Origin of the sequence: Proteus appendicitidis, assembly GCF_030271835.1 — a bacterium.
In the GTDB taxonomy this organism is placed as follows: domain Bacteria; phylum Pseudomonadota; class Gammaproteobacteria; order Enterobacterales; family Enterobacteriaceae; genus Proteus; species Proteus appendicitidis.
Genome location: NZ_CP127389.1, coordinates 1,778,867 through 1,791,881, shown reverse-complemented (window position 1 = coordinate 1,791,881; position 13,015 = coordinate 1,778,867). Strand labels below are relative to the sequence as shown.

12 protein-coding genes are annotated in these 13,015 nt (G+C 35.7%); 3 read left to right on the top strand and 9 right to left on the bottom strand.

What is annotated here, in order from left to right:
* Positions 1–655: 655 nt before the first annotated feature.
* Positions 656–2,275, bottom strand: a complete 1,620-nt coding sequence (locus QQS39_RS08405; RefSeq protein ID WP_285805740.1) for a peptide ABC transporter substrate-binding protein — start codon at positions 2,273–2,275, stop codon at positions 656–658.
* Positions 2,276–2,498: 223 nt separating this feature from the next.
* On the opposite strand from QQS39_RS08405, the gene tpx reads away from it, so the two are divergent.
* Positions 2,499–3,002 carry a thiol peroxidase gene (gene tpx, locus QQS39_RS08400; RefSeq protein WP_285805739.1) on the top strand — a complete coding sequence of 168 codons (504 nt, stop codon included), beginning with the start codon at positions 2,499–2,501 and terminating at the stop codon, positions 3,000–3,002.
* Positions 3,003–3,069: 67 nt separating this feature from the next.
* Here the strand turns inward: tpx and tyrR are convergent, their stop codons facing one another.
* The 8 genes from tyrR to pspA all read right to left on the bottom strand — a co-directional run bounded on the left by tyrR (position 3,070) and on the right by pspA (position 9,825).
* Positions 3,070–4,635, bottom strand: a complete 1,566-nt coding sequence (tyrR, locus tag QQS39_RS08395; RefSeq protein ID WP_151434998.1) for a transcriptional regulator TyrR — start codon at positions 4,633–4,635, stop codon at positions 3,070–3,072.
* Positions 4,636–4,788: 153 nt separating this feature from the next.
* The gene (locus QQS39_RS08390) at positions 4,789–5,208 is read right to left on the bottom strand and encodes a hypothetical protein (protein ID WP_265576287.1); all 420 of its coding nucleotides are present in this window, start codon (positions 5,206–5,208) and stop codon (positions 4,789–4,791) included.
* A gap of 536 nt (positions 5,209–5,744) precedes the next feature.
* Positions 5,745–6,788, bottom strand: coding sequence for a YcjF family protein (locus QQS39_RS08385; RefSeq protein WP_285805738.1), 1,044 nt, complete (start codon positions 6,786–6,788; stop codon positions 5,745–5,747).
* Complete coding sequence (locus QQS39_RS08380) at positions 6,785–8,179, bottom strand: YcjX family GTP-binding protein (RefSeq protein WP_285805737.1); 1,395 nt, start codon at positions 8,177–8,179, stop codon at positions 6,785–6,787. Before QQS39_RS08380 ends, QQS39_RS08385 begins: the two co-directional genes overlap by 4 nt.
* Complete coding sequence (locus QQS39_RS08375) at positions 8,160–8,414, bottom strand: phage shock protein PspD (RefSeq protein WP_265576286.1); 255 nt, start codon at positions 8,412–8,414, stop codon at positions 8,160–8,162. The genes QQS39_RS08380 and QQS39_RS08375 overlap by 20 nt, the downstream gene beginning before the upstream one ends.
* 119 nt (positions 8,415–8,533) lie before the next feature.
* On the bottom strand, positions 8,534–8,890 hold the full coding sequence (gene pspC / locus QQS39_RS08370) for an envelope stress response membrane protein PspC (protein WP_151434995.1): 357 nt from the start codon (positions 8,888–8,890) through the stop codon (positions 8,534–8,536).
* Positions 8,887–9,120: an envelope stress response membrane protein PspB gene (pspB, locus tag QQS39_RS08365; protein WP_151434994.1), complete on the bottom strand. Its 234-nt coding sequence runs from the start codon at positions 9,118–9,120 to the stop codon at positions 8,887–8,889. Before pspB ends, pspC begins: the two co-directional genes overlap by 4 nt.
* Before the next feature lie 36 nt (positions 9,121–9,156).
* Positions 9,157–9,825 carry a phage shock protein PspA gene (gene pspA, locus QQS39_RS08360; RefSeq protein ID WP_285805736.1) on the bottom strand — a complete coding sequence of 223 codons (669 nt, stop codon included), beginning with the start codon at positions 9,823–9,825 and terminating at the stop codon, positions 9,157–9,159.
* 214 nt (positions 9,826–10,039) lie between these two features.
* On the opposite strand from pspA, the gene pspF reads away from it, so the two are divergent.
* Entirely contained in the window at positions 10,040–11,035 is a 996-nt protein-coding gene (pspF, locus tag QQS39_RS08355) for a phage shock protein operon transcriptional activator (RefSeq protein ID WP_285805735.1), read from the top strand.
* A gap of 292 nt (positions 11,036–11,327) precedes the next feature.
* Entirely contained in the window at positions 11,328–13,013 is a 1,686-nt protein-coding gene (gene sapA, locus QQS39_RS08350) for an ABC transporter substrate-binding protein SapA (RefSeq protein WP_151434991.1), read from the top strand.
* Positions 13,014–13,015 lie beyond the last annotated feature (2 nt).

Below are 13,015 nucleotides of genomic sequence, written 5' to 3'. Positions count from 1 at the left end.
TTTTTTAATAATTATTGATAATCCGTAATTTAACTTAACAATAAAGAAAAACAAATAGATAATTCTGATTGTGCGTTTATCAAATGCCACAATAAATACATTAGACTTGATTATAACTACGTGTTTATATCTATAAATAAAATAAGGTATAATATTTAACATTAAGCACATTGCACAATTAGTCAAAACAATACCATAAAAATGTATTAACATATCTCCTGCAATGTTTATTCCTTTTGAGTCTCCTTCTGTTTTTATAACAGAGGGATTTTTTTTGTTATAAATATTTTATTAATAACTGTAACAGTTAGATACAATAAAAAGCGTGCAAAGAAAGCATTAACAATATAATTTATATTTAGACAAGAAATCACCCTGCTTTATTTTGCTACGCCCCTTTTTATAAAAGGGGTTCTTTTTTATTTATACGCTTTGTTATAACCTCTTTTATTTTCTTGCTTTTTCTTAGCTTTTCGACTAACAGTAGTATATCAACTTATATATTCCGAAAACTCTATTTTTACTATTGATGTTCGAATAAAAAAATACCCCAAAGTCGATTTTAACTTTGAGGTATAGTTTATGCTTAATGATCTGTTGCTAAATTAAAATTTTCATATTGGCTTAATTTTAAGCTTCTAATTTAGTTTTTACATTAATGCTTCAGAATATAAAGCGTATGGCTATAAGCAACATCTTCTGGATTCTCAATGGGATAACCTTTTAACCACGGTTTTATCAAGCGTCCATTTGTGTATTGATAAATAGGCGCGATTGGTGCATCTTCAGCAATAATTTGCTCAGCGCGGTTATACAGACTATTTCTTTCATTTGTATCAATAGTCATGCCAGATAATGTTAATATCTCATCATATTGCTTATTCTGATATTTAGCGATATTACCAGCGTGTTTAGAACCTAATAAGCTTAAAAAAGTAGAAGGCTCGTTATAATCGCCAACCCACGATGCTCTTATAACATCAAAATCTCCCGAATTTCGGCTATCAATATATGTTTTCCATTCCTGATTGCGTAATTCAACTTTCACACCTAACTTTTTCTTCCACATAGAAGCAACGGCAATAGCAATTTTCTGATGATTCTCTGAATTATTGTATAGCAATGAGAGCGTTAATGGATTATGAGGGCCATATCCCGCAGCCGCTAATAAGATCTTAGCCTGGCTATCTAATTCATCTTGATTGTATTCATCATAAATTGTAGGTTCTGGGGTAAAGCCCGCCGTTACATCAGGTGTAAAACGATTTGCTGATTTCTCCCCTGTTCCTAATACTTTATCAGTGATAATGTTTCTATCTATTGCCATCGATAACGCTTTACGTACACGAATATCTTTTGTTGGCCCTGATTGGGTATTAAAAGCATAATAATAAGTCCCTAACTGGTCAGGAATATAAACCTCATTAGGAATATCTTTCATTAATTTATGATATAAATTTTTCGGGAATGACTCTGTAATATCAATATCACCCGCTAAATAACGCTTAGTCGCATGTGATTCATGATTAATCGGCACAAAAGTGACTTTGGTTAATACTGTATTTTTATGATCCCAATAATAAGGATTTGGCGTTAATACGATCTTCTCATTAACGACTCTATCTTTTAAAACAAAAGCTCCATTTCCAACTAAATTGCCAACCTTAACCCATTCAGCACCATATTTTTCAATACTATGATGTGGTACAGGATATAACGAAAAGTTAGTCGTCAAATTTGGAAAATAAGAAACGGGTCGTTCTAAAGTGACTTTTAGTGTCTTTTCATCTATCGCTTCTACACCTAATGATGTTGGTTTAAATTTGCCATCAATAATTTTTTGTGCATTTTCAATAGATGCAAGTGATGCATACCATGCAAAAGGTGAAAGATTTTTAGGATCAACCAGTCTTTGCCAGCTATAGACAAAATCCATTGCTGTTACTTTTTCACCATTAGACCATTTTGCATTATCACGTAAAGTGAAGATCCACACACGATTATCTTCTGTACGCCAACTTTGAGCAACACCCGGAATGGGGCGTCCATGCTCATCTTCTATCGTCAACCCTTCAAATAAATCACGTTGCACTTGAGCTTCTGTTAACCCTACGGCATTAATAGGATCAAGTGATGCTGGCTCATCTTTTAAATGTCGCACGACTTCTTGCTTTTTATCGAGTATCGTTCCTGCTGGGACTACTGCCGCATTTATCTGCGATGTGAGTAATCCTTGAACGACAAGTGCACATGAGATGACGAATATTTTGCGCATGTCTGTTTCGTCCTGTAATCTGTATGAGAGTAAACTGCACAATTATAAGAGCCTGATAAAAAGGCACAATCACTGATTACAAATATTTTATAAATTTTTATGTTTTTAGTGGTGACTATGCCAATAGTGGCAAATTTTAATAATGGTTAAGCATTAACGGTAATTATCGTTAATAATGAGTATTAATAACGGTTAGTCTGACAACTAATAAAGGAGAACAACAATGGCACATCAAGTTACTTTACAAGGAAATGCAGTAGCACTATCGGGTAATTTCCCAACAGTAGGTCAAACAGCTGCAGATTTTTCTCTTGTTGGTAAAGATCTTAATGATGTTTCTTTAGCGAATTTTGCAGGTAAACGTAAAGTTCTAAACATTTTTCCAAGTGTAGATACTGGTGTTTGTGCTGCAAGTGTTCGCCAATTTAACAAAGTTGCAAATGAATTAAATAACACGGTTGTTTTATGTATTTCAGCTGATTTACCTTTTGCTCAAGCGCGTTTTTGTGGTGCAGAAGGCTTAGATAACGTTGTGACATTATCTACAATGCGTGGCGCTGAATTTAAAGAAAACTACGGTGTTGCAATTACATCAGGTCCATTAGCTGGCTTAACAAGCCGAGCTGTGGTTGTTTTAGATGAAAATAACAAGGTTATCTACACTCAGTTGGTTGATGAAATTACAACTGAACCTAATTATGATGATGCGTTAAAAGCACTGAAATAATACTGATAAAAAAATAGACGAGTATTAGCTCGTCTATTTTTATTATGCACAAAATCTTACTACTCAATTATTCTTCAGACTTATCACTCTTTTTATTCGTAAGATTATATTCTCTTAACTTATTCGCAATAGCAGTATGTGAAATACCTAAGCGTTTCGCTAATTTACGTGTACTAGGATAATCACGGTATAAACGCGTTAAAATCGAAGCTTCAAAGCGTTTTGTCATTTCATCTAACGAGCCTTCTAATAAGTTCTCATCAAATAATGTTTCATCCGTATGCTCAGGTAACGTAATATCTTGAACACGCAATGTATTTCCAACTAACTGTGCCATTGCTTGATAAACCGTATTCCGTAATTGACGAATATTACCCGGCCAAGAATATTGCATTAAACAATTTGAGAAATCACTAGAAATGGACGGTACACTCACTTTTTGTTCTTGGCAGTACTGATTAATAAAATGAGTTGCCAACGGAATTATATCGTCCTTTCTTTCCCTTAATGGCGGTAATGTTAATGTTAATACGTTCAAGCGGTAATAAAGATCTTCTCTAAACAATCCTTTTTGTACCAATTCCCACAAATTTTTCTGAGTAGCACAAATAATACGCACATCTACATTAACTTCTTCTTCTTCACCCACTCTGCGAAACGTACCATCATTTAAAAAGCGTAGAAGTTTGATCTGCATTTGTGGTGACATTTCACCAATTTCATCAAGTAAAACAGTGCCACCATTGGCTTGCTCAAAAAAGCCCTTTTTCCCTTCAATGGCATTAGGATAAGCACCTGCTGCATAGCCAAATAATTCACTTTCAACAACATCATCAGGCATTGAAGCGCAATTTAAGCCAAGAAATGGATATCTTAAACGGCTACTCAGTAAATGGCAGGCTTTGGCTAATAAATCTTTTCCTGTGCCGGTTTCACCCACTAATAACAATGGATCATGCATTATTGCCATTTTCTTTGCGCGAGTAATAAGCTGCTTCATTTTAGGTGTTACGGCAATAATTTGGTCAAACCCACTTTGATCGTTAGTGGCTAATTTAGGATAATTATAAATAATTTCATTATATTTCAGTAAAACAAAAGCCCCAACGCAATGATTATATTGGTTATCGTCGGTCAGTTTAATTGGGACTATTTCCATTTCAAAGTTCTGTTTTTTCACAGTAATAGGCACCTTTTGAATAAAGTGCTCTTTTTGTTCTAAAAAACGATGAATATTAAAATTTGGGATCAATTGGTTAAATGTTTTCTCAGCATAATCATCTGGAGATAAACCAAAAAGCTGTCTTGTCGCAGGGTTAAGTAATTTAACCTTACCCTTGGTATCAATAGAAAAAACAGGAACAGGAACAGATTCTAATAATGTCCAAATTGCACGATGTTCTTGCTCTGATGGCATAAATGCAACAGTTCGTACATCAATAACACCATTTATTCGACGTATTTCCGCCATAAGCGGTTGAAATATATTAAAATCTATCTGTGAGAAATTCAGGTAAATAAGACCAATTGGGAATATTTCAATTCCACGCAAATCAATATTTTTTAATACAAGCAGATCTAATAATTCACGGGTTAACCCGATGCGATCTTCACAAGTGACCTCTAAACGCATTATAAACCTTCTTAATACTGAGTGACCCTGAACTAATTCTAGATATTATACATAAATATCAACGAAATAAAGAGGCTTGTCAGCAAAGGTTGACACCACTAGCATTTATTTTTACACAACTAAATTAATCTCCTAATTTTTAACCAAAATTATTTATGCTTTAAAAATGCTGAATAACGAAAATGAAGAGGTTTTTATTATTTTTTTTAATTCAAAATCGATAAGATATTCGACATCTTTTACCAAAGGGCTTAATTCTCGACGGATCACCTTTTTGATAGTTTTACATCCATTATCAAAACAAAAAAGGAGATACTCTAACGCCTTTATTGCCTTTTCTTTCTTATCTGGCTCAGCCAGATATTCAAAAAATTGGGATATCTCTTTTATTTGAAATGACTTAGGCTGCTTTTGATATTGTCTCTTTTTAATCTCTCCGATCGTCTCACTAAGAATAGGGATTAAAATACTGAGTTGGTTATCAATATTTGAAACATTAAATGCCGAACTCAGATAGAGTTTACGCCTTGGTTTAGAGAGTTTCTTTATTACTGAAATTTGCATTTCTTTCATTTTTTAACCTTGTTAGAATAATTATTGATTAACTATTTTCTATTTTTTATAAATAAAAAACCGTCTCTATTTATTAAATAACGAATAGCTTACAAATTAGATAGTTGAAAATATATTGACCAAATAGGTCTATGATACATTTCTGCGGTGACATTTAACGCTATTTATTAAACCAAACTCAATACTATTTTCTTTCAAAAAAGGAATATTTTGATTAAAATTACAAACATTTCACTAGAGAGACACATATAAACCTTTACATACAAACAGTTACAACACCCTTGTTTTTTTGTGTGAACTGACTCTTTTTATAGTTTTTTATCACGATAGTTTTATTTTAAAATGATTACATTAATTAGTAGTAAAAATCATAAAAACATTTTATAGCATTTTGTTCCTTATTTTAAAATAATATCTTATCATCTTCATTGTTTTGGCTATTTTATATAAACAACACCTTGCCAATATTTATATAAAAAAACCGCAGAATGGCTTCTACGGCTTTTATTTAAAACAATTAAGAGGTGAAAAATAATTTATTCTTTCTTTTTACTACCAATAGTATTTTTTAATTTTCCAATTAGCTCTTTTCTAAAATCGCCTAGCTTAGGTTTATTATCATCAATCCATGGTAAAGGACGGCATAATTCCATGGCTTTTATTCCTAAGCGTGCCGTTAATAAACCAGCTCCAATGCCTTGAGCCGCTCTTGTCGATAATCGTGCTGCAAGATCTTGTGAAAGCCAGTCCATTCCGACTTCTCTAACCAGCTCTGTTGCACCCGCAAATGCAATATTGACTAGAACAAGGCGAAAGAGTTTTAAACGACTATAGTAGCCTAATTCGATGCCGTAAATTTCTGCAATACGATTAATTAAACGAATATTACGCCAGCCAATAAAGGCCATATCAACCATTGCCAGCGGGCTGACAGCAATCATTAAAGTTGACTCTGCTGCAGAACGACTAATTTCAGCTTTAGCTTGTTTATCCAAAATAGGTTGAACAAGTTGACTATAAAGTTCTAATACTTCTTTGTCATTATGGGTGTCGTGTAATGCACTTTGCCAACGAATCAATGCAGGGTGTTGTGAGCTAATACCCGCTTGTTTTGCGAGTTTTTCACAAAATGGTCGCCCATTCCCCATTGCATGGCTATAAAGTAACTCTTTTGCTTTATCTCTTTCATCTGCGCGTTGGCGTAAACGATAAATGCGACACCACTCTGTTATCACTGATCCAATACCAGCAATAACGATTAACCCGCCCGCACTGGCTGCACCCAACGCAATCCAGTCAGAATTTACCCATGAGTCATAAATCCACTGTCCGGTTTGGGCAATAACACTGATCCCTAAAATGGTACTTGCAATCGTTAATAAACATTTCCAGAGACTTTTTTTCGGTTTTAAAATTGATTGAACATCGCCTTCTAATTGCCCTTCATTCTCTTCATCCAATTGTGGATCAATAGGCAAAAATTGCTCATTTTCATTAAAACCAACACCTTTTTTCAAGGTGATTTCTTCTTGAAGTATCGGTTCTTTAAAATCAATTCGCGATTTTAATGGTTCCGTCATTTTAATTTATCCCCTAACAAGAACTCCATTGCACTATCCATACGAATATGAGGAACCGCGCTATCTCTTGATATTTGCTGCGGTCTAAAAGATTCGAAACTAAATCCTTGTTTTTCCCAAAATGTTTTTTCAGGTAATCGCTTAGGAACCTCACCGGGAAAATACACCAATGGAGTGTTATCACTTAAACGAAAACCTTTTAAGGCTGGTATTTTTTCGCCATGATGATCAACTATCCCGCTTTTAGTTGCCGCAATAGAAGCGAGTCCCATGCAATCAATACTGATCCCTTCAAAAATAGCATTTTGTTTAGCATCTTGAATAAGCTGTTGAAGCAATGACACTAAATTTTCATGTTGATCAACCGTGATATGGTCGGCTTTTGTGGCCGCAAATAGAAGTTTATCGATACAAGGCGAGAATAAGCGTCTAAGTAAGGTTCTTTTTCCATAATGAAAACTGCGCATTAATTGTGTTAATGCTTGGCGCATATCATTAAAAACATCTGCACCTTGATTTAAAGGTTGTAGACAATCAACCAAAACAATTTGTCGATCAAACCCTTGGAAATGATCACGATAAAAACCTTTTACAACATGCTGCCCATAATATTCATAGCGCTGTTTTAACATACCAATATTAGTACGTTTATCTGCGTTCTTTAATTTAGCAATATCGTATTTTTGTAAATCAACCCATGGGAAAAACTGCAAAACGGGCGCTCCAGCTAATTCACCCGGTAATACAAAACGCCCAGGCTGAATAAAATGAAGCCCTTCGTCTTTACATGCTAATAAATAGTCAGTGTAAGCGGAGGCAATATCAGCTAATAATGTTTCATCAGCTGGCGCAAAAGGATCACATTTTTTAAGCAGTAATTGCCAATGTTGTTCTGGTGACGTTCTTTGGCGATTTATCTTATTCATTTGCTCTGACCATTCAAAATAGTCTTGTTCGAGCATAGGTAAATCTAATAGCCATTCTCCGGGATAATCAACAATTTCTAAATAAAGAGAAGATGTTTCTTTTATAAAACGAGTTAAAGATTCATTAGAACGATAACGTAGTTGTAAACGAATTTCGCTGACCCCTTTCGTAGGAATAGGCCAACTTGGCGGTGTATGATAAAGAGATTCCATTCCCTCATCATAAGTAAAACGAGGAATATTTAAATTGTGTTGAGGAATACGTTTTACACCTAGTAGTTGCTTATTTCGTGCAGCCGAGAACAGCGGTAAACGTGCGCCTGTATGCACATTAATAAGTTGATTAACTAAAGAAGTAATAAATGCAGTTTTACCGCTTCGACTTAATCCCGTTACGGCCAAACGAAGATGTCTATCAACACCACGATTAATAAAAGCGGTAAGTTCATTTTGTAGGCGTTTCATGTTTCTCCCAAGACATTTGACGCGATAGCTTATTAAACCCTGCTTTGATAATAGGTTCAGCTATCAATAGAACCAGCCAACGTAACGGTTTGCTACTTACTCGTTTTAATATACCGCCTGTGATTGCTGCTGGCCCAAATAAAGTGAATAACATTAACCCAAATGTTAACCCTTTTTTAGCTAATTGGGCGAGTTTATTTGTTTTTAAAGAAACGAATACTTGATTGGAATTCACAATAAGCACCTCAATCAGAAATTTTATTGTCTCATAATACAAGCGTTGAAAAAGATAAACGGGCTGAAAGAAAGACGCTCCAAAAATGGAGCGTCTTATCAGATTAAATGGCAAAAATATTACAAATCTCGAAAGCGTTTATTTAACTGATAAGTAGAAGAAGTAATATAACGTTCCATTTGTTGTAAACGTTTTTCACCTTGCATCAATTGATTATCGACCCCGCTTAAAATCTCTTTTAAGCTCTCTTGCTGATCTTCACCTTGCTGGTAATTAGCAGGAGCTGGCTCCATAAAGAAACTTAAGACAAGATAAGCAACAATAGTTAAACCGAAAAAGCCAGCAAACAGCGCAATCACCGCAATAACCCTGACAAGTAAAACAGGAATATTAAAATAATGGGCAAGCCCAGCACATACACCACGGATCATGCCTTCTTGTGGCAAGCGATACAATTGTTTGCTTTGCATCGTCATTGTGATTGCCTCCAGTTAGGATGTTCTGCATCAAGTATTTGTTCTAACGTCTTAATGCGTTCCTGCATTTGCTGAGCTTTATCCACCAGCGCGCTCAGTCGCTGCATTTCTTGATGGGTTAACTGAACATTACCTCCACCTTTCTGATTGTTATAGTGCAACCACAACCAAATAGGGAGAATAAATAAAACGAAAATTGTCAGTGGTATTCCCAGAAATAAATAGCCCATTACATATCCTTTATAAGATGGTTATTACGCTTGCTGTTACTCTTTATTGATATTGATTTTAGCTTTTAATGCCACTAATTGCGCGCTAATTTCATCGTCAGCTTTTAATTCAGCAAACTGTTGATCTAACGATTTTTCCTTGCCTAAACCATAACTTTGAGCTTCACCTTCCATATGGTCAATACGGCGTTCAAATTGTTCAAAACGCGCCATTGCTGCATCCATTTTACCACTGTCTAACTGGCGACGAACTTGGCGAGATGAATTTGCCGCTTGATGACGAACCACTAAAGACTGTTGCTTAGCGCGTGTTTCTGTTAGCTTGTTTTCTAATTCGCTAATTTCGCCTTTTAAACGAGTTAATGTTTCATCGATGATAATGAGTTCATGTTTCAATGTGTCATTAACTGATGCGACACGTTGTTTTTCGATTAATGCTGCACGAGCTAAATCTTCTTTTTCCTTGATAAGAGCCAACTCTGCTTTATCCTGCCAATCTTTTATCTGTTTTTCAGCTTGTTCGATACGACGCTCTAATCCTTTCTTTTCAGCTAAAGTACGTGCAGAAGTTGTACGGATCTCAACTAACATATCTTCCATTTCTTGGATCATTAGGCGGATCATTTTTTCAGGATCTTCCGCTTTATCTAATAAAGAAGCGATATTGGCATTAATAATGTCAGCAAAACGTGAAAATATACCCATGATGTTATCCTTAATAGCTATGCTAATTAGTGACGTTAAATTATTTCAATAATGGCGCACTTGCGTAACGCCGGCATACTTTAGTTAATACAATTTGCGTGCCAACTTTTAAAATTCACTTAAGTTATTAATAATCGGTGATTTATATTATTCGCCTATTTTTCGAACACCTGATAAACTGGTAAAAAATACCTCAATATGGTGAATTTAACCAATGAATGAGAATCTTGAGACAATAATCGGTGTTGATAGTCAATTTATTGATGTATTAGAACAAACCTCGGCGCTTGCTCAATTAAAAAAGCCGGTATTAATTATTGGTGAACGAGGTACAGGCAAAGAGTTGATCGCGCATCGATTACACTATCTTGCTCCTTGGTGGCAAGGACCTTTTATTTCAATTAACTGTTCTGCGCTCAATGACAATTTACTTGATTCGGAGCTTTTTGGTCATGAAGCTGGCGCTTTTACTGGTGCTAAAAATCGTCATCAAGGGCGTTTTGAACGTGCGGATGGAGGTTCTCTTTTTCTTGATGAACTGGCGACGGCTCCTATGCTTGTGCAAGAAAAGCTTCTGCGTGTCATTGAGTATGGTCACTTAGAGCGCGTTGGGGGGAGTCAATCTCTGCATGTTGATGTTAGGCTTATTTGCGCGACAAATGCAGATTTACCCGCAATGGCGGAAGAAGGTAAATTTCGTGCCGATTTACTCGATAGATTAGCGTTTGATGTGATTAGACTTCCGCCATTAAGAGAGCGACGAGCGGATATTATGTTGCTTGCTGAAAATTTCGCTATCTCAATGTGCCAAGAGTTAGGCTTACCTTTTTTTCCTGGTTTTAGCGATAGCGCACGCCAAGTACTTTTAGATTATTCATGGCCCGGCAATATTCGTGAGCTAAAAAATGTTGTTGAACGCTCAGTTTATCGTCATGGAACCAGTGATAACGTACTCAACAATATTATTATTGATCCCTTTGCGGGTCTTCAGACATCAAAAATACCCACATTAAAAAAATCGCCTAAAGAAAATTTCTCACTGCCTACATTACCGTTGGATTTACGCCAATGGCAGAATGATGTAGAAAAAAAATTAGTAAATAGTGCATTAAAAGAGAGTTTATATAACCAGAAAGAGGCGGCTGAGAAGCTATCACTCAGTTACGATCAATTTAGAGGGCTAATTAAAAAACATCAAATAACAAGTTAATTTATTGATAAATAACGGTTTTAATGACTAAAGGATTCTGTAAACGATAGGCAAAAAAAAAGCCAGCACCCGAGCTGGCTAGTAAAAAAATACTGGAAGCAATGTGAGCAATGTCGTGCCTTCTGCGGAAAACCTCTTACCGCTGAAGGACAATACGGATGATAATCTTTATCATTAGCATTTGTAAAGCATTTTATTGAGAATTTTTCTCACTTTGTTTTTTTTGACTATTTGGGGATAGAAAGTTTTTTAAGTTACAATAGCAAAATCGTTTCTCTAAAAGACATTATTTATGCGCCCTATTTTATTTATTGGTACTTTGCTACTCACCTTTACAAGCGCAACTTGTATTGCGGATGTAGCACCAAAAACACAAGCACCATCTATAACGCTTGAGCCAACTCCAATTAATCAAAATGGCTTTGTTTACTGTGTTGATGGCAGTGTAAATACCTTTAATCCACAGCTATCAAGTAGTGGATTAATTATTGATCCTCTAGCTGCACAGCTCTATGACCGTCTTTTAGATGTCGATCCTTACACTTATCGCCTGATCCCAGAAATTGCCGCTCGATGGGAAACATTAGATAACGGCGCGACATACCGCTTTTATTTACGTAAAAATGTCTCCTTTCAGCAAACATCTTGGTTTACACCAACACGAAAACTTACTGCTGATGATGTTATTTTTAGTTTTGAAAGGATGATTAATCCACAAAATCCTTTCAATCAAGTTAATGGCGGGAAATATCCCTATTTTGACAGCTTAAGTTTTGCCAATAATATCCAATCGATAAAAAGACTCGGTCAATATACGGTAGAATTTAGCCTAAAAGAGCCTGATGCCTCTTTTCTATGGCATTTAGCAACACATTACGCCCCTATTCTTTCTGCTGAATACGCCCAAAATTTAGAAAAATTAGGCGATCAAACGCAGCTTGATTGGAAACCAGTAGGAACAGGTCCTTTCTTTTTAGATGAATATCAAGCTGGGCAATTTGTTCGTTTATTTAGAAATAAAGATTACTGGAAAGGTCAACCCAAAATGCAGCAGATTGTTATTGATATGGGTGCCGGTGGTACAGGCCGTATATCTAAATTGCTCACTGGTGAATGTGATGTTTTAGCCTATCCTGCCGCAAGCCAATTAAAAGTCTTACGTGACGATCCACGCCTAAGATTAACGTTGCGTTCTGGTATGAATATCGCTTATTTAGCCTTTAACACCAGTAAGCCACCATTAAATGATCTTAAAGTTCGTCAAGCTATTGCTTATGCCATTAACAACGAACGTTTAATGGAATCTATTTATTATGGTACGGCAGAAACAGCAGCATCAGTGCTTCCTCGCGCATCTTGGGCTTATGATAACCGAGCAAAAATTACAGAATACAATCCTGAAAAATCGAAACAGATTCTTAAACAACTTGGTCTTGATGGGCTGAAATTAAATCTTTGGGTACCTAGCGCCTCACAATCTTATAACCCAAGCCCTTTAAAAATGGCTGAACTTATTCAAGCAGACTTAGCGCAAGTAGGTATTCAAATGAGCATTCGTCCTATCGAGGGGCGATATCAAGAAACAAGTATGATGGATCGCACCCATGATATGACCTTATCGGGTTGGTCAACTGACAGTAACGATCCTGATAGTTTTTTCCGTCCTCTCTTTAGCTGTGCCGCAATTGGCTCACAAACTAACTTAAGTCATTGGTGTTTACCTAACTTTGATGATATTTTGAAAAAAGCGCTTTATAGTCAGCAACTTGCTTCAAGAATGGATTATTATCATGAAGCTCAAGATATCCTTGCTCAAGAGTTACCAGTATTGCCTTTAGCAAACTCTTTACGTATGCAAGCATATCGTCATGATATTAAAGGATTAGTATTAAGTACTTTTGGTAATGCGTCTTTTGCTGGTGTTTATCGAGAGGCAGAAGTCGATGAACAAAATCACAAGAAAGAGGCTGTAAAATAATC

What these genes read in the sequence shown, in the direction of transcription:
- tyrR (WP_151434998.1), bottom strand. Translation starts at nt 4,635, where the DNA reads ATGCGTTTAGAGGTCACTTGTGAAGATCGCATCGGGTTAACCCGTGAA.
- pspF (WP_285805735.1), top strand. Translation starts at nt 10,040, where the DNA reads ATGAATGAGAATCTTGAGACAATAATCGGTGTTGATAGTCAATTTATT.
- pspB (WP_151434994.1), bottom strand. Translation starts at nt 9,120, where the DNA reads ATGGGCTATTTATTTCTGGGAATACCACTGACAATTTTCGTTTTATTT.
- tpx (WP_285805739.1), top strand. Translation starts at nt 2,499, where the DNA reads ATGGCACATCAAGTTACTTTACAAGGAAATGCAGTAGCACTATCGGGT.
- pspC (WP_151434995.1), bottom strand. Translation starts at nt 8,890, where the DNA reads ATGACGATGCAAAGCAAACAATTGTATCGCTTGCCACAAGAAGGCATG.
- QQS39_RS08390 (WP_265576287.1), bottom strand. Translation starts at nt 5,208, where the DNA reads ATGAAAGAAATGCAAATTTCAGTAATAAAGAAACTCTCTAAACCAAGG.
- QQS39_RS08380 (WP_285805737.1), bottom strand. Translation starts at nt 8,179, where the DNA reads ATGAAACGCCTACAAAATGAACTTACCGCTTTTATTAATCGTGGTGTT.
- sapA (WP_151434991.1), top strand. Translation starts at nt 11,328, where the DNA reads ATGCGCCCTATTTTATTTATTGGTACTTTGCTACTCACCTTTACAAGC.
- QQS39_RS08405 (WP_285805740.1), bottom strand. Translation starts at nt 2,275, where the DNA reads ATGCGCAAAATATTCGTCATCTCATGTGCACTTGTCGTTCAAGGATTA.
- QQS39_RS08385 (WP_285805738.1), bottom strand. Translation starts at nt 6,788, where the DNA reads ATGACGGAACCATTAAAATCGCGAATTGATTTTAAAGAACCGATACTT.
- pspA (WP_285805736.1), bottom strand. Translation starts at nt 9,825, where the DNA reads ATGGGTATATTTTCACGTTTTGCTGACATTATTAATGCCAATATCGCT.